A 21,888-nucleotide genomic window follows, 5' to 3' on the forward strand; every position below is an offset into this window, starting at 1 on the left:
GAACTGGACGCAGCACCCTTGCTTGCAACCTGGTGCGCAGGTGTGATGGATCCAACACCACGCCTGTTCGGCAAGGTCACGGGTCATCCGCGCCTTCGCGACGGTGCGCGGATTATCACATCGCCCTATCTGCAAGTGAACCCGGAACAGGCTTGGGCGCGCACATGGAGCCGCTATTACAGGCTGGGCGATCATGAGCCCCGCTTTCTTGCAGAGCTGATCCTCGACGGCGTTGTCCCGTCCTCATCGGGGATGATCGATCTTCTGATCATGGGGTCCGTCTCCGGCAAATCCAGGCCCTGACAGTGTCGAACGCACATGCTGCGCGCGAGGTCGTTTTCCACGATGGCCTCAGCATGCCCAATCAGAGGGTCACCATGTCGCCTATTGTTGTCCCATATGTCACCGGCAGACTGATCATTCTGGCCGATCTGCATATGGATCATTATCCCAGGTCCAACAGAGATCCATTTGCTGCTCATGGCCTCGATCAGGTCGACTGGTCGGGCATAGACGCCCTCATTGTCGCTGGCGACCTTGCCAACAATCCGACACAGACCTGGCCAGACGTGTTCAGGTTCTTGCGCCGCTATATTCCGTCCGACCGGACGTATGTTTTTCCGGGCAACCATGATTTCTACCGGCACTCCCTCGACCGCGAAGCCGAGCTGCTTGAGATGACCAATGCTGCAGGCGCGACCTACGTGCAAAAGCGCGTGCTGCATCACGAATCAACCCGGGTCCTGTGCTGCACGCTCTGGACCGATTTTGCCTTGGGTGGAGACACAAGAAAGGCGATGCAGGAGGCGCGGGCCCTCATGAACGATTTTCGTCTCATCGCAAGCAAGTGGTCGTTCGATCCCTCATCGACTGTGCCGGGCCTAGCACGTCCGCGTGCTGTGACACCGGCAGACATACTGACATTGCATCTCGATCATCGAGAATGGCTTGATGCCGTACTTTCTGAACCAACTGCAGCAGGGCATCATAGAACAGTGGTTGTCACGCACCACGGGCCCCATCCCGCCACTGCGGGCAGCCAGGACACGCTGACGGCAGCTTTCCACTCGGACCTGTCGGACATGATTGCACGCCATCAACCCGACTACTGGTTCTTCGGTCATTCGCACCGCCGCCTTGCGGCCATTGTCGGCAAAACAGACATCCGCAATATCTCGATGGGCTACCCCGGTGAGGCGAGGTTTCCGGGAGATCATCCACTTCGAGATCTGTGCATTCTTGATGCAGACGATGATCGGAGCACAAAATGACCGATCCGGTGTTCCTGATAAGGGCAGCCGAATATCGCCATCGTTCAAGACTATCGAAGCCGAGGTCGGCAGGAATGCTATCCAGTTGACACATCAGCCCGACACGTTACAGCGGCGGCGCCCAAAGACACCCGATGCGCGATCCAGCAGCGCGGGCGTCGCAGTCAAAGGGCAACTGATCTAGGAGCCATGCTCCAGAAAGGTAGAGGCTACAAATTTGCGGCGTCCTGTCCACCAATCTTCTGCCTCTTGCATCAACAAATCGGCGCAGTGCCGTGCCAGCTGGCTTAGATCGATTGCCTGTCCTTCGCGGTCGCCTTCATCCTGCCCATCGGCATAAGAAAACCAGGAATCGCTGAAAAATCTGTCGCCAACAGGCTGCTGACCAACGCGCCAGCGGTCGGGCAAATAGATTCCGTTCCGGTAGAAAGCGCCGGTCATAGAGACACGGAGTTTATTTGGCGCGAAAGATTTGCAGTCGTCCACAACATTTCTGCGCTCAGGATCAGCGAAACCCAAGTTGATGCAAAACCTTTCACTGGGGGCATGGAACTGGAAGTTCACCAGCGACACAAAGCCATCGACATCCCTATAGAAATTTGGAAATGAGCCCTTGAGGCCCATTTTCCGCAGAGTAGGCACGCAGTGCGTTTTTAGTGCGCTGCTCATGTCTGCCGTATTCGTCATACTCAATGTCCAATCTTTCGCCCCCAGGCTCTTTGAGACAGTATCCCAGATTTCCGTCAGGGCTTTAGGATATTTCAAGTCACACTGTCCAAAAGCGGGCCGAGGGAATGGGCCAGCTCAGCGATTGTGCCAGCACGGCATCTGCGAGGATCAGGGTTGCAGTCTCGCCGCGCGGCGTTTCCTCCAGCCACGCCTCGAGTGCTTTCGCCGCGCGATCCACCGGGGTTGAGCCGCCGGCATCCAGACACTGAACAATCTGATCGGTCGCAGCGCCCTCCAGCGCGCGGCTCAGATGCGCCACGGAGATCGGCCTCGCCACGGCTTTGGACCAATGCCGAAAGATCCTTCCCGCCGGGCCCGGATCATCGCCCGCCTCAGCGGCACCAGCATCGGCAAGGGTTCTGATGGCTTGACGCGGGATTTTCTCATGCAGTCAGTTTAGATGATGGCGGCTCTTTTGTCTGGTATTTTTTAAAAAAAGCGCTGCATCATTCATATCCAAATTATGTCCGATAATCCTGCATTATCGGGTCTCAGAACAAAGGGGGCGAAATGCGCGCCCCCGTTCCCTCAGATGCCGTCGATCAGGATACCCAGCGCGCGCTTCAAGGCGTCCCGATGCTGGATCAGCGTCCCGACCCGCTGGTTCAGCTCGGGTTCAGACACCGCAGCCAGTTCCTGCACCCGGACAATCCATGCCGCACCCTCGGCCTCGACCATCGGGGTCAGCCCCGGAAGGCAGCATAGCGCCCGGCCTCGCGCAAGGGTGCCGCATCTGCTGCCTGCACCGGCCAAATGTTTCGCGCGCGAAACATTTCCCACCTCTGGCGGCTGCAGGGATCATTTTTGGAATGGCGATCAGACCGCGTCACCCGGGGGGGTTGAGATGAAACACACACCCTGTGCATTCAGCACCGCTGCCGTCAGGCAGCCAGTCCGCCAGGCCCCGGTGTCCACCGCGATGCGTCCGTTCCGGGCGCTTGGGGTGCGGGTGATCATATGACCATGTGCAACCCACAGCCCGTCGCTGCGGGAACGGGTCATGAAGCTGTGATGCCCCCAAAGCAGGCTGGTGCTTGTCTGAGCTTCCATCGGACGGCCGGGGTCGGCACCGGCATGCGTGACGACGATGTGATCTTCTTGCCAGATCAGCGGAAGCGCCAGAAGCCAGCTGTGCAGCCCGTCCGGCAGGGCCCCCAGAAGATCGTCGCGCAGCGCAACAAGTGTGCTGCCGGGGGCGCTGCCCGGCAGGCGGCGGTACGGCGACAGGCCAAAGCTTTCCAGCGTTGCATCCCCGCCGCTCGACAGCCAGCGCGGCCCGTGTGACACCGGGTCTTCCAGAAAATCCAGCATCATGCGTTCATGATTGCCCATCAGGCACCCGACCGCAGCAAAGGGCGCGGGGGCGGCACACCAGTCGCGCACACGGGCCAGCACCCCGGCGCTGTCTGGCCCGCGGTCAATCAGATCGCCCACCAGAATCACGCGGGTCCGGGCGGGATCGGGCTCATGGCACAGGTGCCGGACCAGAGTGTCCAGCAGATCAGACCGGCCATGAATGTCACCGATGATGCAGACCGGGTCTTTTGGGGCAGGCAGGGCGGCATAGGGGGGTTGCGGTTTGAGCCGCTTCAGAAAACGCGAAATCGCCATGCCTGCTCCATGAAGTCAGGGCTCCGTCTGGACTCAGGACGAAACCGGGTACCACAGGAGTGTCAGCGCAAATCCCGCCAGCCCCCCGGCCAGATAGGCCAGAGCAACATCCAGCGGCAAGGCCGTCTGAGGGTCCGACATTACCATCCATATGGCGCCGGTCATGCTGCCGGCAATTGTTGTTATGATCCTGCATATCATTCAGCCCTGCCCTCCCCGGTCGCGCTGTTTTATTGTTCTTTTGGAAACAATCTAGCTGAATTCTGATGCTCAGCGAAGCCTGAGGTTTATGCTTGTGACATATATTGAAGATATGTGGCTTTGCTGCGGTGCAAGGGGAATACGCTTTTCTTGCCCCGGTTCTTTGGATATGGCTACGGAATAAAGCAGCAATTTCACAAAGATGATTGAACAGGGAACAGATGCAATTCAAAGATCCGCGCCGCGTTCTGATCGTTGTCGAGAATTTGCCTGTTCCCCTTGACCGCCGTGTCTGGCTGGAGGCGACCTCGCTGACCGAAGCAGGCTATCAGGTGTCGGTGATCTGCCCGATGGGGCGGGGCTGGACCAAGGCCCGGGAAGAGATCGACGGCGTCCAGATTTACCGCTACCCCGAACCTGTCGAGGCGCATTCCGGGGCTGTGGCCTATGCCCGCGAATATCTGCATGCGCTGTGGCACATGTTCCGGCTGGCCCGCGTGGTCCGGCGCGAGCATGGGTTTGATGTGATCCATGGCTGCAACCCGCCCGATCTGATCTTCCTTCTGGGCCTGCGCTACCGGATGTCGGGCGTGCGCTATCTGTTTGACCATCACGATGTCTGCCCCGAGCTGTTCGAGGCCAAGTTCAACAAGCGCGGGCTTTTGTACCGGATCATGCTGATCTGGGAACGCATGACCTTTGCCGTGGCCGATGTGTCGATGGCCACCAATGAAAGTTTCCGTCAGATCGCGATCCGGCGCGGCAAAATGCAGCCCGAAGATGTCTTCGTCATCCGCTCGGCCCCCAAGGTGGAAACCTTTCTGCCCGGCCCCGGCAACCGTGACTATCGCCGCGGTGCCAGCACGGTGATGGGCTATGTCGGGGTGATCGGCCAGCAGGAAGGCATGGATCTGCTGGTGCAGGCGGCTGAGCATCTGATCCGCAAGCTGGACAAGCGCGATGTGCATTTCGTCATCGTGGGCTTTGGCCCGACGCTGGAAGAGGTCAGGGCCGATGTCGCGGGCCGCGGGCTGGAGCGGTATTTCACCTTTACCGGCGCCCTGTTCGGCGATGACATGCTGGCGGCGCTGAACGCGGTCGATATCGGGGTCTCGCCCGACCCGAAGAACGCGATGAACGACATCTCGACCATGAACAAGGTCATGGAATACATGACCCTGGAAAAGCCGGTGGTGCAGTTTGATCTGACCGAAGGCCGCGCCTCGGCCGGGGATGCCTCACTTTACGCCCGCGCCAATGATCCGGTGGATTTCGCCACGAAAATCGCCTGGCTGATCGACAACCCGGCTGAGGCGCAGCAGATGGGGAAGATGGGGCGGCAGCGGGTGCTGGACACGCTGTCCTGGCAACATTCGGTGCCACAGCTTCTGGCAGCCTATGCGCGGGTGTTTGACAAGCGGCGCTAGATTTCGGCGCGGCCTGACCTCGGCCTGCTAATGTTTCGCGCGCGAAACATTTCCCGCCGTCACCCGGTCGCGCAGCCAGTCCGGCGGCAGCACGGCCCAGGACCGCACCGCGCCAGTGGTTGCCGCCACCATCACGGCAGAGACCGACCAGCCCGCCTCCGACGACAGCAGGACAGGCGCACCGGAATTGCCCGACACCACCGGGCAATCAAAACCCAGCAGGCCCGGGACCACCCCGGTCAGACGGCAGGTCAGCTTGTCGCCGATCTGGTCCGGGGTCTGACGGTCAAAGCCAAACACCTCAAACACCGTGCCCAGGGGCGGCAGACGGCCCGGCGCGGTCAGCGCAAGCGGTGCCACCTTGTCCGGCATCACCAGCCGGTTCAGCCGGATCAGAGCCACATCTGCGGCCAAAGCCGCAAGGCCGGGCCCGCCCGGTGCCTCGGTCACGATCACCTCGACCCCATGGCGCAGGTCGAAAAAGCGCCGGTCTGCGGGGCCAAGGCTGCGCCCCGCCACATCCCTGCGCCAGCCAAAGTGAAACCGGATGCGGGTCGGATCATTGACCGCGCCGCGCACGCAATGCGCCGCCGTCAGCACCAGATCGGCGGCCACCAGCGCGCCGGTACAGACCGGCGTTCCGGGCTGCACGCTGGCCCCCTGACTGATCCGGCCAAGGCTGGCCGGAGGGGTCTGCGCAACCACCGGCGCGGCCAGAAGCGCCAGCAGGCTGACTGCGACAAGGGCCGCAGCGCTACCCACGGGTCGCCAGCCAGCGCTCCAGCGCGTCGCGGAAATCAGGGTCTACCCTTGGGCCGGACAGGGTCAGCACCGGCCGCGACCAGCCGCCGGAGACTTCCAGAAACACGCCCGGGCTGAACTCTTTGACAGACGGCGGCAGAACCTTGGTTTTCGCGGTGTCAGAGCCGGTTTTGCCCGAAACAAACGCCGCAAGCCGCGCCTGTTCGCCCGCCGGATCCGGGGCCGGATCGGCGGCAAGGCGGTCGACCAGCGCCTGCGCCTCTGCCGGGCGCTGGTCCAGCGCCTGCGCCAGGGCCAGACCCAGCCGTTCGGGCAGGGCGGCAGGAAAACGCAACACGCCATCCAGCAGCCGGTACAGCGACAAAAAGCTGCCGATCTTGGACCGGCGGGCCCGGCTGGCCGAGGCAAACAGCCGTTGCAGAGCCTGTTTTTCCGTCTCGAACACACCGGCATCGACGGCGCGCGCGGCAATGCGGGCGCGTTCGTAATAGGACAGGCCAAGGCGGATCTCGTTTTCCTCGACCATCGCGACATAGGCATCCTGCGCGCTGCCCGGCTGTCGCAGCAGGGCCTGCACTTCGGCAAACCGCTGCTCTCCGGTCTCGGAAAACAGCCGTGTCAGAGCCTGAATCCGCCGCCAGCCAGAGATCAGCCCGAAGCGCCCCGAGGCAAGCTCAACCACCTCGACCGGCGTGCGCTGGCCATGGCTGCGCAGCGAGGTCATCAGAGGGGCGAGCTCGTCTTCGTCAAGGCTGATGCGGTCGCGCATCAGATGGTCACAGTCGATCTGGTCGAGCGCGAGCCGCAGCACCAGCCGCCCCTCGGCCCGGGCCCGCGCCATGGCATCTGACAGCTCGGTCAGCGCGGCCTGCGCCGAAGCCTCGGCCACCACCTGCGCAATCGGGGCCGGTGATCCGAGACCCGGGCGCAGAAAGGCCTTGGTTTCCAAAGGCTCGTTTTGCGCCCGCTCAGAGCCGGTATCCTCGGCGAGAAAGGGAAAAGAGGTCAGACGTCTGCGCTTTGCCATGGGCAATCTCCGGAATGTGCTGCGCCAGAATCTGCGCAAATGGTCTGGCCAGTCTGTCCGGCGGATCTTGCCATTCTGTCAGACCAGCGTGCGCGGGCCGGACCCGGCAAATGTTTCGCGCGCGAAACATTTGGGGCAGGTCTTGTGCGCGCCCCCCTCACTCCGCCGCCGCCTTGTCACGGGCAAGATCATCGCGGCGCCAGATGCCGTAGAGCAGTTTCTTGAACTCGGCCCAGGTGGCATCAAAGGTTTCGCGCCCGCGGATATAGGTGTCGCGGTTGAAGTCGCGGTAATCGGCCTCATAGATGCCGTTGACCTGTTCACCCGCCTGCCCGATCAGCGCGGTGAATTCCTGCCGCTGCGGAGCCATGGCGCGGCCCATATAGGCCTGCATGAAGGCGGCAAGCTCGGCCTGCTGGCTGCCATCATAGCGGGTGATGACGGTGCGCACCGCATCCCATTCAAAGGCCAGCTCCGGTCGGCCAAGCGCGCGGGCGGCGATATTCTCGCCCTCCTCGATGCTGGCAAAGGTGGAATGCAGCATGTCGAAGAACCGGCCGGTGGAATCGAATTCCAGAAAGGACGCGCCAAGCGGCACCAGCAGGATATCGGCGGCGGCCAGACCGTTGATGGTCAGGTAGCCAAGGGCGGGGGGGGTGTCGAGGAAGATCAGGTCATAACGGTCAAGGATGCCACTGTCGGCCAAGGTATCCGACAGCGCATCCCACAGCTTCCAGCCCCGCGCCTGCATGCGCCAGACCGGGATCTGGAACTCGGCCCAGTACAGGTTCAGCTGGCTGCCGATCAGGTCGATATTGGGCCAGTGGGTTTTCTGAATGATCTGATCCGGGGTGATCTTCAGGGCCTCGGTCAGGGTGGCATCGAGCGGATGGGGGGTGTCGCCACGATCGGCACGGGCGCGGTTCTCGGCCTGCAGGTGGCGGGCATAATGGCCGGCGATCAGCGGGAAAGCGGTCTGCCATTCATCGGCAACCTTGCCACCGAAGATCGAGGTCATCGAGCCTTGGGCATCCAGATCAATCACCAGCACCCGGTAGCCATCCAGCGCCGCCGACATCGCCAGATGCGCGCAGGTCGAGGTCTTGCCGACCCCGCCCTTGAAGTTGGCCACGGCCACCATCTTGGCGGGCAGACCAGCGGGGCGGTAGGGCAGGTAGTCCTTGGCCTTGGACCCTTCGGCGGCAAAGAAGGCGCGCAGGCGCAGCACCTCATCGAGGCTGAACCATTTCGCGCCGCCTTCGGTCTCCGACCGGCCCTGCGGCAGGGTGGGGTTGGCTTTCAGCACCCGGCGGAAATGGCCCTGCGCCACCGGGATCAGATAGCGGCAGATCTCCCATGTGGAAAACTGCCGCAGGGTCTTGTGCCCGGCTGCGTCCATGCCGCGTGCCGCCAGCTCGTCCCGGCCCTTGCCGGCCCGGTCTGCGATCTGTGCCAGATCCCGGGTGCTGACCGGCGCCCCCAGCGCTGACAACGCCGCATCGGGCGAGAGGTTGAAATAGGGCGGAAGATCTGGGGATGGGTCACGGCTCGATTCGCGGGCCATAGCTGCCTCATATGCGTTGTTTTCATCAATATACACAAAAACACAGCACATGAAAGAAAAGGTGCTACCTTCTCGGGCGGTCTATATTTTCTATAGCATTATCAACAGGTTGCTTTGGGCGCATTGGGTGGCATGGCGCGTGGTCTGCGTCGCAGGTTCCCAAGGGTTTTGTTAGATATGTGTTAGTTTATTAGTTACGTGTCGACGAAGATTTTCAACCATATGATCTTAAAAGAAAAAAATGCCACATCGCTCCATGGGGCGACTCTGAAACCCCGATCATGCGATTCCGGAACCCCGAAGCCCCGACTCTGAAACCCCGATCAGGCCAAATTTCTGCTTGGTGCTTTGCCGCGCTGTGGATAAGTTGGGTGTTAATGAAACCACGAAGTTTCGACAGACCCCGGAACAGGGGTGCATGGCCGGCAGATCGAAGGATCCCAGGCGGCTGTGCAAGGCAGAGGGCAGAGCATGGCGGCGGTATTGGCGGGGCAGGGCGGTTTGCTGCCTGACAGGGTGCAGGCCCGGGGCGGCGATTTTTTCATCTGTGATTTTCTGGATGCGCTGCCCAAGGATGACATGGCCAGCATGGAGCATCCGCTGTTCTCGCTCTCGACCCGGACCGATCTGCGCATCCTGTCCTACAGCCACAACGGCACCGAGATCACGGTCACGCCCTCGGTCAGGGGGCTGGCCACGCTGTTTGACAAGGATATCCTGATCTACTGCATCAGCCAGCTGATGGCGGCGATCAATGCCGGGCGCGAGATCACGCGGCATCTGCGGCTGACCGCGCATGATCTGATGGTCGCCACCAACCGCGAGACCTCCGGTGACGGTTACGCCCGGCTGCGCGAGGCGTTCGAGCGGCTGGCGGGCACAAGGATCACCACCAACATGATGACCGGCGGGCAGGACGTCACCACCGGCTTTGGCCTCATTGAGAGCTGGCAGATCGTGCGCGCCACCAAAGGCGGGCGCATGGTGCAGGTGGCGGTCACGCTGTCGGACTGGCTGTTCCGCGCGGTGATGTCGAAATCGGTGCTGACGCTGAGCCGGGATTATTTCCGCCTGCGCAAACCGCTGGAGCGGAGGGTGTATGAGCTGGCGCGCAAGCATTGCGGGCGGCAGGCCGAATGGCACATCAGCCTGGAAGTGCTGGCGCGCAAATCCGGCTCGGCCAGCCCGCTCCGGGTGTTTCGCAAGATGATGCGCGACATGATCACGGCCGATCAGCTGCCGGATTATCACCTGTCGGAAGAGCCGGGCGATATCATTGCGGTGCGGCGGCGCGATGTGGTGGTGCTGCCGGGGCAGACAGGACCTGCGCTGAAACCCGCCACGCTCGAGTCCGCCCGCGCCATGATGCCGGGCTGGGACATCTATGCGCTGGAGGCGGACTGGCGCGAGATCTGGCACCGATCAGGCCGGCCAAAGCTGCGCAGCCCGGATGCGGCCTTTCTGGGCTGGCTGAAAAAGCGCGGCTGATGGCCTGTCTGCGCGGGCTTTGCCGCTGCGCTGCGGTTGCCCCGGGGCCAGCCAGCAAAAGACGTTTTGCCCCTCCCGCTTTTCCCTCTCCGGACCGGTCTGAGGGATTCGGTGGTTGCGCGGTCTGGCCGCCCCGTCTTTGTTAATGTTTTTATTAATGTTTTTGTTAACGGTTGGCCAAATGGAAACAATAACGGGGGTGCCGCGACAGCATAGTGCTTATTGGCTGGGCACAAGTGCGAAAGTTACGTGAAATAAGGCGTGAATGCTGCGATTTCCGATTTGGAAACTTGCGTATGGATGCCGTCGTGATAACTGGAATGAAAGAACGTCAACCCTCGAGGTATAGTTATGAAAAAGTTCCTTCTTTCCTGCGTTGCCGCGGCAAGCATTTCGGGTGCCGCGCATGCAGCGACCTACTCGGTTGATGTGACCGCAACGCCGTTCCGTGTTCCCGGTATGGATGGTCTGCAAACCCGCGCTGTTGTTCTGTCTCCTTCGGGACCGCAGACCTTCAACGGCGCGACCTACAGCTTTGACCTGACCAACGCAGGCGACAGCGTTTCGATGAATGTCTACGGTCTGGTGCATTACGACGGGCCGCTTGACCCTGATGATCTGATCCCGCGCCCAAGCACCGCCACCTTTGACTTTGGCGGCGCAATCGGCAGCCTCACCATCCTTGGCACAAGCTTTGGTGTTGCCGGAGCACCGGCAAGCGCCCTGGCGACCTTCATCAGTGGCATCATCAGCATTGCCCCCGGGCTCGGCATCAAGATCACCCTTGCGGATACCGTGTTCGGCACTGATGGCACGTCCTTCGTCCAGGGCCGTGCGGGTATTGGTTTTGTGAATGCAACGTTTGAGCTGGTGGCTGTCCCGGTTCCGGGCGCGCTTCCGCTGAGCCTGACCGCGCTTGGCCTGATGGGCTTTGTGGCGCAGCGCCGCAAGTCGCGCAAAACTGCTGCCTGAGGTTTCAGGTCTGCCCGCGTAAAAAGGCCCGGCATCACGCCCGGGCCTTTTGTATTTTCTGGTGTCGGGTCAGAAGGCGCGCTTTTGCGCCTCGGGCGACAGTCGCGCCCGCACGCGGGCAGAGGGCGGCAGGCCAAGACTGGCGGCCAACACGGTCCACCCCTCAACAGGATAGCCCTTGAGCAGCAACTGCCCCGCTTTGGCGACGGAATACAGCAAGGCCGTCGGCACCCCGGCCGGAAAATGCCGCCCCATAAACCGCAACCGCCCGCGATGCTTGAAGTAAAGCGAAAACGGGCTGGCCGGGCGCCAGGGTGTCGGCGATCCGATCGACGTTCCGGCGCGGTGATAGACCACGCCGCCCGGGCAATAGGCCAGAGGCAAAGCCCCCCGGCGCAAGGCCCAGTCCACCTCTTCGTAATACAGAAAATAGTCTTCCGGCATCGGCCCCGCGGTCGCGATAAAGTCGCGGGAGGCAACCATGCTGGCACCGGTGATGAAGGCCATGTCTGAAGGATCAGGCTCTGGTGCGCCCGGATGGGGCCCTCTCACGTTGAGATTGCCGGTCACGCCGGTCCAGCGGTTCAGGGTTCCGCCATCAATCTGGATCTGATCGGGCGTGTCAAAATAGACCACCCGCCCGCCCATCAGCGCAAAACCCGCCTCCGGTCCCTGCGCCAGGGCAAAGGCCCGCGCGGTGTCCGGCGGCACCATACTGTCCGGATTGAGAATCCAGAAACGGTCGACCTCAGGGTCCTCTGCCAGCACGGCAAGGGCCGCATTGACCCCGGCGGCAAATCCGCCGTTCACGCCGGTCTCCACCAGCCGGATCCGGTGGGGCAGCCCGGGGCTGGCGGTGCCATCCAGGGGCAGGGAAGCGGTGCGCGCGGCAGGGGTGAAGGCAAAGGGGCAGTTTTCCGGCATCAGATAGGCGTGCCGCCCCGCCGCCCAGTCCTGCAGGAGCGTGACGGTATCGTCGCCTGACGCATTGTCGGCAATGACGATCCGCAATGCGACCCCGGTGGAGGCCAACAGGCTTTCCAGACAGTCCAGTATGACATCGGCGGAATTGAAGGTGCAGATCGCCACACCAAGGCAGGGAGTATCAGCCATGTGAAATCCAGTGTTGTTGACTAGGCAGGGTGTGGCACGTCTCTTCGGTTCCGCTTGTCAAAACGGGTATAGGGCGACGCCAGGGCTTTCGGGTCTGCCGTGTCGTTGGAGCCGAGTGTTGCACCATCTTCGGATCTCTTGAGCGGGCTGGCTGTCATCAGCCAGACACCGGCACCGAAGATGAAGAACACAAACGAGAATATATTCGACCAGACATAGACCGTGGTAAGGGTAAAGGACAGGCCAAGCATGGTGAAAATCCAGGTCCGCTGGATGTTGATCAGCGCCTGATCACCGTCGAAACGGCGGCGCATGACATGAAAAATCACCAGGATCATACCCAGGCTGAGGAAAATCAACCCGGGCACGCCATATCTGATGGCGGTCACCAGCCAGAAGTTGTCCATGCTGCCGGAATACATGTACACGGGGCGGACCCAGTCGTTCAGGCCGATCCCGAACCAGACTGCGGCCGGGATGTTCTCTGCTGCGTCGCCGAGGATATTCTTGACACCCCATTCAAAGATGATCCCGCGCCAATAGGCGTTGTGGGCGGAGAACGTCGCATAGCTCATGAAGACCCGGATCGGTGAGCGGTTTGAGAAAATATCTATGACCGCATAGGCAAGCACGAACAGCCCGACCAGCAGCCACCACCGCCAGCGGATCCGCGCAAAGGTTGCCGCCCAGCCGATCAGGGCAATCTGCAGCAGGACCGCCAGCAGGGCACCGCTTGACAGGGCGAGAAATCCACACAGCATGATGCCAAAACTGCTGATCATCCTGCGGGGGAACGAGAACACATCCTTCAGCGCCACAAAACACATCGAGAAGACGACAGAACAGAACAGCCCGTAATGGATCGGGTGGGCAAAGACCAGTTGAACCCTTTCCAGACCCATACGCTGCTCAGCATATACAACCGCCACCGATGTCAGTCCCGGGATGCTGCGGATGGTTTCAACAATCAGCGGCCGCCCGGTCATGGTCTCGTGCAGGGCAAAGGGCAGAGACACCAGCACCAGCAAGACCAGCCAGCGGCACAGCGCCAGAAAGCTTGCCCGATCCCGGATGTAGCATCGGCCCATCAGATAGCCGCCGATGAACTCAACGCCAACAGAGCCGCTTTGCGTAATGACCTGCGCCGGTGTCGTGACCGCAAGTGCGAGAATCATCCAGATCAGATGCGCCAGAAACAGCCCGTCGGTCGGGATGAGTTTCCCGAACCGGCCCGCAAACAGGCCGACAAGCATCGGAAGGACCATGATCAGCAGGACTATGCGGACCAGTGTCATGACGATGGGGCCCAGGTTGAACACAACTGGAAAGACAACAGCCAGCAGATAGAGGATGACCGGCAGGGGAAGACTGGCCCGCGCGACCGGCACCTGCGTGGCTTCAATTCCCAGTCGAAGTACCATCTTTTCCAACCTTCAGAACCAAGTGCGCCATTTCTCCCTGAAAGCTGTTGCGGTTCTCAAAAGCAAACCCCAACGAAAGCCCCCAGTATTCAAGGGGGCGGATCTGCCCGGAGGATCGTCCCTGTGCTGCAACCTTGCCGTCCACCAGCACGCGCAGCATCTGGTCAGCATCCGAATAGTCGATGGTCAGATCCACCCAGTCTCCGGTCAGAATGGGAATTGGCGGGGTGCTGACCTTCAGAAGGCGCGCGGTTTCGGTGGTGAACTCCACATCAACGGTGCCGCGCCCGCTGATCGTGACGATCAGTGTCTTGTGCAGATGAAGGACGACACCTGCCGCCTTGTAGCCGCCATCCGTGCGCAGACGCGTCTGCAGGCTGAAGCTGCGTGCGCCGAAAAACGGGGTCAGGCTTTCGCGCGGCACTGTGATCAGGGCATTCCCGCCACCGAGCTTCAGGCTGCCGGCCTGAACCGGAATATCCAGCACACTTGGGTTTTCTTCCACGAAGGAGGTGATGGTTCCGGCCCGCGGATCATATTCGATCACCTCCGGCCGGCGCGGCGTGACCCGGGCCGAACTGGTCTGCACCTGACCGTCAGCAAGCGTCAGCGTCAATGCGACGTTGAACAGGCCCGGCTTGTCGAAGGTATGGCTGACAGTGATGCCTTCGGCATGGCTCCCGTCACCAAAGTCCCAGACCGCCCGGGTGCCAGTCAGGTCCAGGCCGGTTTTGGCGCTGCCTTCGGCAATGTCGAAGGTAAACCGGTTGGGGCGGTCAGGGTCGGGCAAGGTGCGGACGGCGGGCCCCAGACCGGAGAGATCCAGTTCGGGCAAAACAGCAGTTGAGGCATTGTCAAGCAATGCCGCCCCAAGCCCCGACCCGGCCAATGCGCCGCCCGGCAGATGGCGGAACGATCCGATGTCACGCGGATCGCCGTTGATCGGGGCCATGAACAGGGCATTGTAATGATTGGGTTGGTTTGCAAAACGGTCCTGAACCTCGGCATTGTTCCGGACGGTCCAGTCGGACTGCCGCTCATGGCCGCTGATCTTGTGCAGCACGTTGTTTTCGATCCGCACGTTGCGCGAGGTGCCGGCGACGCGCACCTGCGGGGTCCAGAGGCTGACATTCTGCCGTCTGCCGTCAGAGCGCGCGTTGTGCAGCACGCTGTTGTTGCGGATGATCAGCCCGTCGGTTTCGCCGACCGTAATCCCATGCATATGGGCGTTGATGATGACATTGCCCTCGATGGTGATGTTGCGGTAATACATTTCCGCTCCGGCCCGGCCGGTATCCACCTCTTCATTGCGCATGAAGATCGACTGCGTATACCCGCCCAGGCCTGAATTCAGCACGTTGTTGCGGATTGTGATGTCGCGGTTGGGACGTTCGGTCTTTGTGGTCCAGAACTGGATCATGTCGGCGTGATCATCGGAATCGAGGGCGCGCGTGAAATCGCGGACCAGGTTTTCCTCGATCAGGACCTGTTCGACCTGGGAAAAGTTCATCCCGTCCATGCGCATGGAATGAATGTCGTTGCGCACCACCGCCATGCCGACCGTGTCATGCACCACAAGCCCGCGATAAAAATCCCGGATATCGTTCCCTTCCAGCCGGATGTCTGCAGAGCTGCGGACCCCGATCCCGAAACCCGTGGGATAAGCGGCGTTCCCGGGGCTGTCGTCGGGCGCGCTGTCGCCGTCAAACAGGCTGTTGCGGATGGTCAGCCCGCGGGAGGACAAGAGCCGGAACGGCCGTATATTGTGCTTGTCCCCGGCGCTGTAGCGATAGTCGAAGACCAACCCGTCCAGCACCAGATACGTCATCTCGTGCAGAGTGAGTTCGGAGAACCGGGCCGGATTGGCCGGATCGGCCGATCTTACAGTTACCGGCAGTCCGGGCTCTCCCCCCGCTCGTCTGACCGTCAACGCGCCATAATCGCCGCCCCGGAGTTCCAGAACATCCCCTGGTCTTGCGGCTGTGATCGCCTCGGCCAGATTGTCCCCCGGTGCAAGCCGCACGGTGGTTTGCGCCGATGCCACAGTTAGCAGGCCCAGGCCAAACAGAAGGGCCAGTGTCCCGATGAATTTTCTGCCAGCGCTCAACATTCCGCTGTCCTCCACATCTGCCCGCGAGTCAGAGCGCTTTCCAAAACCCGGATAACCTGTCTGATCGTTGACTTGCAGATCGTGTCTGCCAAGTCAATTTTTCCCGACCCGTCAGATGCCGCCAGTCTTGCAAATGAGTGTTACTCCGCCGCCCCGGGTCCGTTGTTGCCGCAGCTTGCTGAGATGCTGTGCAGGCCGCTCATCCACATGCGTCGGCTGTGTGCGCAAAGGGCCGGGCTTGCGGCAGACGGAGTGCACTCTGATCCGGTTGTGTCGGTGGGGGTATTGTGGGGGGTATTATTGAGCCGGTAGCGGGCTGTCCTGATCGGGTCCGAAAATGCCCGTGATCTGGGACGTCCTGATCAGGTCTGCGATGCTTTGGTTCCACCATCTGCTCGCTTCCAGTTCTGCGATCCGGTCCGGGCCAAAGCGCATCCTGATCTGCCGTGCGGGAGTGCCGGCAACCACCGCATAAGCGGGGACGTCACGGGTAACGACTGCACCCGCTGCAATCACGGCACCGTTCCCAATGGACTTACAGCCCGGAAGGATCGTGACACGATCGGCGATCCAGACATCATGACCGATGCTCAGCGGGTTGTCATGGATGGCGTGGATCGTGTCCTGTTGCAGCAGACCCAGATGGCTGTTGTAAAAGAACGGGTGCAAGAAGGGCCGCCCCAGCGGATGATTGCGGCGCCGGACGATCAGTTGCATCCCCACCGAACAATAACGGCCGACAACGGTGCCGGGGGGCAGCAGGCCGGGCTTCAGGATATCGCCATAGCTGTAGCGCCCGATCTGGACGCCATGAAAGTCGTGCAGGATCTGGCGCCATGTCGCTGAATACATCTGTCCGCCTTCAAGGCGCAGGCAAATCCGTTTTATCAGATTACGCAGACGGTTGATCCGGTACAGTCGTCGCAGGGCGAGCGCCAGTCTGTGTCGGGCCTTGATGTCAGACATGAGAGCACGCGACAATGCGTCCGGTGTCCAAGGATTATCAGGAAGTACCCGTGTCATCGTATCCTCATGCGGCAAATTCCCCGTGCTGTTTCAGGCATGATGGCCAATGCAAAGAGCAGAGCAAGACTGCAGAAAAGCCATTCAGGCCAAGAGGCGATGTCGGCTCCGGGCGGTTGATACCAAGACCAGGCTCCTGCAGCTAGAATCAGGGCCACGATGATTGTCTGCTGCCCGAGCACTTTGGTGCGGGGCAAAGGCAGGTGCCGGACCAAGAGTAAAATGGAAACGATAAGACCCAAACCTTCGCCCACTAGCGCAACCATCAGTATATCCTGCAGTCCGCCACCTTGAAGGGCAAGCAACCAAGCCAGCGGCAGTGTGATCACCCTCACGATGTTGGCCACCATCGGATTGGTGGTATGCCCCAAGGCAAGGGCCACAATTGCTGGACCAGCCTTCATCACCCGCAGAGCCTGCGTGACGGCGAACCAGATGAGCAAAGGCAGAAGCGTGGCGTATTTTGTCCCGAGCAGAAGGGTCACAACTGGTCCTCCGATCAACAAAGTGGCCAGCGTGAACAGCAAGGCTGCCAGCGAGACAGTCTGCATTGTCTGCTGTGCGGTCATGCTGAAAGCGGGGTTCTCTGCCAGCTGTGACAGTTTCGGCAAAAAGATGTTCTGCGCCGATTTGGCCAGCACCAGCGTCGGCGTCAGGGTCAGGGTCACGCCCATGGCGAAGATCGCCAGCGCCTCCATCCCCATGACCCGGCCGACAATCAGCTTGTCGCCCTGAAACACCGCAAACATCAGAACCGCGTTCACCAGCAGGGGCCAGCCAAAGCGCAACGATCCTGCAACGATGGTCTTGTCCCAGGCCAGACGGTAAGGCCGCTCTGCCATCAGATGCGAGGTCAGCACGCTGATCCCGGACTGCGCGAGGATGGACCACAGCATCACACGCCAGTCACCGAACCAGACCGACAGGGGCCAGACCAGCGCAAGCGCCACCACGGCAGGCATGGCGCCCGTCATCAGCAGCGGGCCGAACTGCATCTGCCGGTTCATGCGGTGAATGTCGAAATGCACCAGCGCGTTCAGCACCGGCACGACGGCCAGCACCTGATAGGCCCAGATCACCTCGGGGATACCCATGAACCGCGCCAGAGGCCCGGCCAGCAAGAACAGGACCACACCGCTTGCCACGCCGCGCAGCAGCTGGAACCCCTGAAGTGCGGCCTGAAACCGGGGATCATCGCCGTCTTTGGACTGGACGATCTGCTGTTGCAGACCAAAGGCCGAGGCCATCTCGACCACCGCCATCGCCAAGGCAAAGGTTGCGGCAATGCCATAATCCGCCACCGGAATCATGCGGGCCACGATCAGATTGCGCGCCAGCAACAGCAAAGAGGCCGCCGCATTGCCCGACAGAATCAGAAGTGCGGTGCGCAGCATGAAAAGAACCGGACCCTGAAAAAGGACAATGCACTGCTTCTTGACCCTTGGACTATCAGGGTCAAGCATGAAGCGTGCGCTGCACCGAATTGGGGCTGGCAAAATCATGTGAATTCCGTCTTATAGGCAAATGTATTTCTCTCAGGATGCAAGATTGCGCCCAAGGAAATGACATTGACCCCCATCTCTGCCTCCCTGTCCCCGGTGCTGATCGCGGCGGTCTGTCCGGGCCTTGGGCAAAGCGTCGTGGCGGCAGGAGCAGGCGTGCCCAGCCACAGCGGCGCGCGTGGGGTGTTGGCCGCCCTTGAGGCGGATGCGGCCAAGACCGAGACCCTTGCCGCGATTCAACCCGGCCAGCGCGAACGCCGCCGCGCCCTTTTTTTGCGCCTTGCGGCCTTGCGTCTGGCTGGCTGGCCTGTTCCCCGCTATGAGGGGTTGCAAATCTCTGCCGCCGCCAGACAAAATCCGCTGCGACGGAATCTGAAGGATTTCGCCGGAATGCAGCGCCGCGCGTTGCGCGCTTGAACCTGAACGGACATTCATAATGACGCCTCGCCCGATCCGTGTCTGCCTGATCATGCACTCCACCCGGTCCGACAATCTTGGGGTCGGGGCCCTGACGGTGTCGCAGATCGAGATCCTGCGCGGCATCGGCCGCAGTCTGGGGCGTGACATCGACATCACCGTGCTGGACTGGAAAGATGCCCGCACCCCCTATGTCAGCGGCCCTGATATCCGCATCCTTGATCTGGACGGGCGGTTCCTGAAAAATCCGCGCGGGTTCTTTGCCACCGTGCGCCGGTCTGATCTGGTGATCGATATCGGCGCAGGGGACAGCTTTGCCGATATTTACGGCCGCGGACGCCTGATCCGCATGTTCGTGATGAAATTCCTGACCCATCTGGCGCGGACGCCGCTGGTGGTGGCCCCGCAGACCATCGGGCCGTTCACCAAAGGGTGGTCAAAAACGCTCGCCCTGCTGTCCTTGCGGCTGTCGGCGCTGGTCGTGACGCGGGATGCAAAATCAACGGCCGCCCTGCGGGAACTTGGCTATCGGGCCGCAGCGATTGAGGCATCGGATGTGGCGCTGCGGCTGCCCTATACCGCCCCGCCGCCCCGGGCAGACGGCCCGCCACGTGTTGGCATCAATGTCTCCGGGCTTCTGATGGCCGGAGGCTATACCGGCAAGAACGAACTGGGCATCGGACTGGATTACCCGGCCCTGATCCGCAATCTGATCCGCCGGTTTCAGACCGCCGGGGCAGAGGTGCATCTGGTGCCGCATGTCATTGTGCGGTCGGGTGCCATGGTCAAGGAGGACGACTACCGCGCCAGTGAAGCCCTGGCGGCCGAATTCCCCGGCACCATCCTCGCCCCGGCGTTTGACAGCCCGTCCGAGGCCAAGTCCTATATCGCAGGGCTTGATTTCTTCATGGGCGCGCGGATGCATGCCTGTATCGCGGCGTTCTCTTCAGGCGTGCCGGTGGTGCCGATGGCCTACAGCCGCAAATTCGAAGGCCTGTTCGGCACGCTGGGTTATGGCCGCACCGTGGATTGCACATCCGAGAGCGCGGCAGTGATCGAAGAAAAAATCATGGCCGCCTATGAGACGCGCGCAGATCTGGCCGCTGAGGCATCAGTTGCCCTTGCCTTGGGTCGGGACAAACTTCTGGCATATGAGCAGGGTCTCGAACATCTGCTGGAGCGTGCTGGTGCCTGATCCTGCCGTTATCATTCCACATTACAACGACACAAAGCGCCTGATCAAATGCCTGCACTCCCTTATGCCTCAGGTGGCGTCCGGGGCGGAGGTGGTTGTGATCGACAATGGCTCGACCGACAGCCTGGACCAGATCCGTGCGCTTTGGCCAGACCTGCGCATCGTCACCGAAGCCCGCAAAGGGGCCGCCAATGCCCGCAATCGCGGGGTGGTGGAAACCACGGCAGAGACCCTGTTTTTTCTGGATTGTGACTGTATTCCGGCCCCGGATTGGTTTGCCACGGCGATGACCCTCGCCGCCACGGCTGATGTGACCGGGGGCCGGATTGATGTCTTTGATGAAACCCCGCCCCCGCGCACCGGCGCGCAGGCCTTTGAGGCGGTGTTTGCCTTCGACAACCGGGCTTATGTCGAGACCAAGGGGTTTTCGGTCACCGCCAATCTGCTGACGCGGCGCGATGTGTTCGAGGCGACCGGCCCCTTCATCCACGGTCTGTCCGAGGATTTGGACTGGTGCCGCCGGGCGACGGCCCTTGGCTACCGGCTGGTCTATGCCCCGGAGCTGCGGGTGTCGCATCCGTCCCGCGGGGACTGGCCGGCCCTTGTCCGCAAATGGCGGCGACTGACCGAGGAAAGTTTCGGGGTGAACGGGCGGGGGGCTGTCGCACGGGCGAAATGGGGCTTCAGGGCTCTGGCCATGCCTTTCAGCAGTCTGGTCCATCTGCCCCGCGTTCTGACCAGTCCGGCCCTGTCCGGCCCGGGCGAACGTCTGCGCGCGGCGGTGACCCTTTTCCGGCTGCGGGTCTTGCGGATGTATTGGATGCTGGGGCAGGCGCTGCGCGGGCGATAGACTAGCCGCGCATCCGCAGCACCCGGGCCGGCACCCCGGCGGCGATCGCGCCGGCGGGGATATCGCGTGTCACGACAGACCCTGCGCCGATGACACAGCCTTCCCCCAGGGTCACGCCTGCGGTGATGATGGTCTTGGTGCCGATCCAGCAGTCAGGGCCGATGATGACATCACGCTCGCGCATCTCCTGATCGGTGATCCGGGTCCCGGCGGCCAGCCCGTAATCGGCGGCGGTCACATAGCAGTTCGGGCCAAAGGTCGTGCGGGCCCCGATCCGGATCCACGACGTGCTGCGGCCTGCCCAAAGCGCTGTATATTCGCCAAGCTGCACCTGATCCCCGAGCTCTATCCGTTCGCCATTGCGGAACGAGGTGTTGGGGGCCAGCCGCACATCACGGCCCAGCACCATCTTTTGCCGTTCCAGCACATGCGAATAGCCGTAATAGTGCAGCATCCGGAACGGATGCAGCAGCACCTGCGGATGCAGGAAGGACCGGATCAGCCGCCCGATACGTTTCGGAACCGTTTGCTTTTTGACGGCCATGCGATCTCCTGCCTCTTGCCTTGCTTACCTGATGGCCTTGTACATCAGTATCCTGGCCCTTTGCTGGATTTTTTGCGCTGCAGCAGCCGGTTTGTGCGACGCAGGCCGTCATCGTGACCCTCAGCCTGCCCGCTGCAAAGCCCCCACATGCCAGCCCTCGCCAAGCGCCCGGCCCAGCATGTCGTGGCTGTGGGGGGCAAAGGCTGTGGCCACCGTTGGCAGGGCCGTTGCGGCCCCCGGTGTGTAGTCGCCCGCCCCTGCGCCAGTACCGTCGAAAGAGGCGTCCAGCGCCCAGTCCGCGACCAGCGGTGTGGCTTCGGTGCCGTAGGATTCTCCCGGTGGCTGCACTTCGCCATCCATGACCCGACACCATAATTGTCGCTCTGATCAGACCCTTGCAGCCAGGCATTGTAGCGCGACCCGACATTGTGGACGGCAGGCCAGTTGCCGGTCAGGTTCGCATTCGCCCCGAACACATCGGACTTGGTGTTGCGCGACCGCATGACGTTGAAGGCAAGGTAGCCCGACTTCGCAACCGTCACCGTTCCGGTATCCTGATACAGATAATTCAGGCGCGATCCGACAGTGGTGTTTGCCAGCACAACCAGGTTCTGCACTGCGTTCACATTGTTGTCCGCGTTCACATAGAACGCAGGGGAGG

General features: G+C 61.6%; 22 protein-coding genes. 8 read left to right on the plus strand and 14 right to left on the minus strand.

Translation table 11 applies throughout. The annotated features are described in order from the left end of the window. Together Q7J44_RS20065 and Q7J44_RS20070 are read left to right on the plus strand one after the other, a co-directional pair. A partial coding sequence (locus Q7J44_RS20065) for a DUF6634 family protein (RefSeq protein ID WP_370693045.1) occupies positions 1–303 on the plus strand: 303 nt, incomplete at its 5' end. 74 nt (positions 304–377) lie between these two features. Further along, the gene (locus Q7J44_RS20070; RefSeq protein ID WP_304882892.1) at positions 378–1,271 is read left to right on the plus strand and encodes a metallophosphoesterase; all 894 of its coding nucleotides are present in this window, start codon (positions 378–380) and stop codon (positions 1,269–1,271) included. A gap of 180 nt (positions 1,272–1,451) precedes the next feature. On the opposite strand, the gene Q7J44_RS20075 is transcribed toward Q7J44_RS20070, so the two are convergent. From Q7J44_RS20075 to Q7J44_RS20090, 4 genes are all read right to left on the minus strand, one after another. Beyond that, positions 1,452–2,036 carry a DUF4304 domain-containing protein gene (locus Q7J44_RS20075; RefSeq protein WP_304882893.1) on the minus strand — a complete coding sequence of 195 codons (585 nt, stop codon included), beginning with the start codon at positions 2,034–2,036 and terminating at the stop codon, positions 1,452–1,454. Position 2,037: 1 nt separating this feature from the next. Next, positions 2,038–2,391, minus strand: a complete 354-nt coding sequence (locus Q7J44_RS20080; protein WP_370693047.1) for a DUF1403 family protein — start codon at positions 2,389–2,391, stop codon at positions 2,038–2,040. A gap of 137 nt (positions 2,392–2,528) precedes the next feature. Next, positions 2,529–2,678, minus strand: coding sequence for a hypothetical protein (locus Q7J44_RS20085; protein ID WP_304882894.1), 150 nt, complete (start codon positions 2,676–2,678; stop codon positions 2,529–2,531). A 138-nt stretch (positions 2,679–2,816) separates the two neighbouring features. Beyond that, positions 2,817–3,611, minus strand: a complete 795-nt coding sequence (locus Q7J44_RS20090; RefSeq protein WP_304882895.1) for a metallophosphoesterase — start codon at positions 3,609–3,611, stop codon at positions 2,817–2,819. A 422-nt stretch (positions 3,612–4,033) separates the two neighbouring features. Here Q7J44_RS20090 and Q7J44_RS20095 point away from each other — a divergent pair, with 422 nt between their 5' ends. Further along, a complete protein-coding gene (locus Q7J44_RS20095; protein ID WP_304882896.1) occupies positions 4,034–5,239 on the plus strand; it encodes a glycosyltransferase family 4 protein in 1,206 nt (401 codons plus the stop codon). 27 nt (positions 5,240–5,266) lie between these two features. Here Q7J44_RS20095 and Q7J44_RS20100 read toward each other — a convergent pair whose 3' ends face one another. The 3 genes from Q7J44_RS20100 to Q7J44_RS20110 form a co-directional block, all read right to left on the minus strand. Beyond that, the gene (locus Q7J44_RS20100) at positions 5,267–6,001 is read right to left on the minus strand and encodes a serine protease (protein WP_304882897.1); all 735 of its coding nucleotides are present in this window, start codon (positions 5,999–6,001) and stop codon (positions 5,267–5,269) included. Continuing rightward, a complete protein-coding gene (locus tag Q7J44_RS20105; protein ID WP_304882898.1) occupies positions 5,994–7,028 on the minus strand; it encodes a ParB N-terminal domain-containing protein in 1,035 nt (344 codons plus the stop codon). The genes Q7J44_RS20100 and Q7J44_RS20105 overlap by 8 nt, the downstream gene beginning before the upstream one ends. 157 nt (positions 7,029–7,185) lie before the next feature. Continuing rightward, positions 7,186–8,592, minus strand: a complete 1,407-nt coding sequence (locus Q7J44_RS20110; protein ID WP_304882899.1) for an AAA family ATPase — start codon at positions 8,590–8,592, stop codon at positions 7,186–7,188. 471 nt (positions 8,593–9,063) lie between these two features. Between Q7J44_RS20110 and Q7J44_RS20115 the strand changes: the two genes are divergently transcribed. Further along, positions 9,064–10,080 carry a replication initiator protein A gene (locus tag Q7J44_RS20115; protein WP_304882900.1) on the plus strand — a complete coding sequence of 339 codons (1,017 nt, stop codon included), beginning with the start codon at positions 9,064–9,066 and terminating at the stop codon, positions 10,078–10,080. 351 nt (positions 10,081–10,431) lie between these two features. Beyond that, on the plus strand, positions 10,432–11,052 hold the full coding sequence (locus Q7J44_RS20120) for a hypothetical protein (RefSeq protein ID WP_304882901.1): 621 nt from the start codon (positions 10,432–10,434) through the stop codon (positions 11,050–11,052). A 69-nt stretch (positions 11,053–11,121) separates the two neighbouring features. On the opposite strand, the gene Q7J44_RS20125 is transcribed toward Q7J44_RS20120, so the two are convergent. The 5 genes from Q7J44_RS20125 to Q7J44_RS20145 form a co-directional block, all read right to left on the minus strand. Next, positions 11,122–12,165: a glycosyltransferase family 2 protein gene (locus Q7J44_RS20125; RefSeq protein WP_304882902.1), complete on the minus strand. Its 1,044-nt coding sequence runs from the start codon at positions 12,163–12,165 to the stop codon at positions 11,122–11,124. 20 nt (positions 12,166–12,185) lie between these two features. Next, positions 12,186–13,586, minus strand: a complete 1,401-nt coding sequence (locus Q7J44_RS20130; protein ID WP_304882903.1) for an O-antigen ligase — start codon at positions 13,584–13,586, stop codon at positions 12,186–12,188. Beyond that, positions 13,564–15,696 (minus strand): right-handed parallel beta-helix repeat-containing protein, encoded by a 2,133-nt coding sequence (locus tag Q7J44_RS20135; RefSeq protein ID WP_304882904.1) that lies wholly within the window; start codon positions 15,694–15,696, stop codon positions 13,564–13,566. Before Q7J44_RS20135 ends, Q7J44_RS20130 begins: the two co-directional genes overlap by 23 nt. Positions 15,697–15,993: 297 nt before the next feature. Then, positions 15,994–16,719: a CatB-related O-acetyltransferase gene (locus tag Q7J44_RS20140; protein WP_304882905.1), complete on the minus strand. Its 726-nt coding sequence runs from the start codon at positions 16,717–16,719 to the stop codon at positions 15,994–15,996. Next, positions 16,716–18,113, minus strand: coding sequence for an oligosaccharide flippase family protein (locus tag Q7J44_RS20145; protein WP_304882906.1), 1,398 nt, complete (start codon positions 18,111–18,113; stop codon positions 16,716–16,718). Before Q7J44_RS20145 ends, Q7J44_RS20140 begins: the two co-directional genes overlap by 4 nt. Before the next feature lie 168 nt (positions 18,114–18,281). Here Q7J44_RS20145 and Q7J44_RS20150 point away from each other — a divergent pair, with 168 nt between their 5' ends. From Q7J44_RS20150 to Q7J44_RS20160, 3 genes are read left to right on the plus strand one after another with little or no spacing between them, the layout of a single operon-like run. Beyond that, positions 18,282–18,638 carry a hypothetical protein gene (locus Q7J44_RS20150; RefSeq protein WP_304882907.1) on the plus strand — a complete coding sequence of 119 codons (357 nt, stop codon included), beginning with the start codon at positions 18,282–18,284 and terminating at the stop codon, positions 18,636–18,638. A 19-nt stretch (positions 18,639–18,657) separates the two neighbouring features. After that, entirely contained in the window at positions 18,658–19,833 is a 1,176-nt protein-coding gene (locus Q7J44_RS20155) for a polysaccharide pyruvyl transferase family protein (protein WP_304882908.1), read from the plus strand. Then, positions 19,826–20,683, plus strand: a complete 858-nt coding sequence (locus Q7J44_RS20160; protein ID WP_304882909.1) for a glycosyltransferase family 2 protein — start codon at positions 19,826–19,828, stop codon at positions 20,681–20,683. Before Q7J44_RS20155 ends, Q7J44_RS20160 begins: the two co-directional genes overlap by 8 nt. A gap of 1 nt (position 20,684) precedes the next feature. Here Q7J44_RS20160 and Q7J44_RS20165 read toward each other — a convergent pair whose 3' ends face one another. Together Q7J44_RS20165 and Q7J44_RS20170 are read right to left on the minus strand one after the other, a co-directional pair. After that, a complete protein-coding gene (locus Q7J44_RS20165) occupies positions 20,685–21,227 on the minus strand; it encodes a DapH/DapD/GlmU-related protein (protein ID WP_304882910.1) in 543 nt (180 codons plus the stop codon). A gap of 120 nt (positions 21,228–21,347) precedes the next feature. Then, complete coding sequence (locus Q7J44_RS20170; protein ID WP_304882911.1) at positions 21,348–21,587, minus strand: hypothetical protein; 240 nt, start codon at positions 21,585–21,587, stop codon at positions 21,348–21,350. Positions 21,588–21,888 lie beyond the last annotated feature (301 nt).

Source organism: Pseudotabrizicola sp., assembly GCF_030656345.1.
Lineage (GTDB): Bacteria > Pseudomonadota > Alphaproteobacteria > Rhodobacterales > Rhodobacteraceae > Pseudotabrizicola.

Excerpts from the sequence above, each read along its gene's own strand:
- Q7J44_RS20070 (WP_304882892.1), top strand. The coding sequence starts at position 378 with ATGTCGCCTATTGTTGTCCCATATGTCACCGGCAGACTGATCATTCTG.
- Q7J44_RS20085 (WP_304882894.1), bottom strand. The coding sequence starts at position 2,678 with ATGGTCGAGGCCGAGGGTGCGGCATGGATTGTCCGGGTGCAGGAACTG.
- Q7J44_RS20090 (WP_304882895.1), bottom strand. The coding sequence starts at position 3,611 with ATGGCGATTTCGCGTTTTCTGAAGCGGCTCAAACCGCAACCCCCCTAT.
- Q7J44_RS20095 (WP_304882896.1), top strand. The coding sequence starts at position 4,034 with ATGCAATTCAAAGATCCGCGCCGCGTTCTGATCGTTGTCGAGAATTTG.
- Q7J44_RS20105 (WP_304882898.1), bottom strand. The coding sequence starts at position 7,028 with ATGGCAAAGCGCAGACGTCTGACCTCTTTTCCCTTTCTCGCCGAGGAT.
- Q7J44_RS20110 (WP_304882899.1), bottom strand. The coding sequence starts at position 8,592 with ATGGCCCGCGAATCGAGCCGTGACCCATCCCCAGATCTTCCGCCCTAT.
- Q7J44_RS20115 (WP_304882900.1), top strand. The coding sequence starts at position 9,064 with ATGGCGGCGGTATTGGCGGGGCAGGGCGGTTTGCTGCCTGACAGGGTG.
- Q7J44_RS20120 (WP_304882901.1), top strand. The coding sequence starts at position 10,432 with ATGAAAAAGTTCCTTCTTTCCTGCGTTGCCGCGGCAAGCATTTCGGGT.
- Q7J44_RS20125 (WP_304882902.1), bottom strand. The coding sequence starts at position 12,165 with ATGGCTGATACTCCCTGCCTTGGTGTGGCGATCTGCACCTTCAATTCC.
- Q7J44_RS20130 (WP_304882903.1), bottom strand. The coding sequence starts at position 13,586 with ATGGTACTTCGACTGGGAATTGAAGCCACGCAGGTGCCGGTCGCGCGG.
- Q7J44_RS20135 (WP_304882904.1), bottom strand. The coding sequence starts at position 15,696 with ATGTTGAGCGCTGGCAGAAAATTCATCGGGACACTGGCCCTTCTGTTT.
- Q7J44_RS20140 (WP_304882905.1), bottom strand. The coding sequence starts at position 16,719 with ATGACACGGGTACTTCCTGATAATCCTTGGACACCGGACGCATTGTCG.
- Q7J44_RS20145 (WP_304882906.1), bottom strand. The coding sequence starts at position 18,113 with ATGCTGCGCACCGCACTTCTGATTCTGTCGGGCAATGCGGCGGCCTCT.
- Q7J44_RS20150 (WP_304882907.1), top strand. The coding sequence starts at position 18,282 with ATGACATTGACCCCCATCTCTGCCTCCCTGTCCCCGGTGCTGATCGCG.
- Q7J44_RS20155 (WP_304882908.1), top strand. The coding sequence starts at position 18,658 with ATGACGCCTCGCCCGATCCGTGTCTGCCTGATCATGCACTCCACCCGG.
- Q7J44_RS20165 (WP_304882910.1), bottom strand. The coding sequence starts at position 21,227 with ATGGCCGTCAAAAAGCAAACGGTTCCGAAACGTATCGGGCGGCTGATC.
- Q7J44_RS20170 (WP_304882911.1), bottom strand. The coding sequence starts at position 21,587 with ATGGATGGCGAAGTGCAGCCACCGGGAGAATCCTACGGCACCGAAGCC.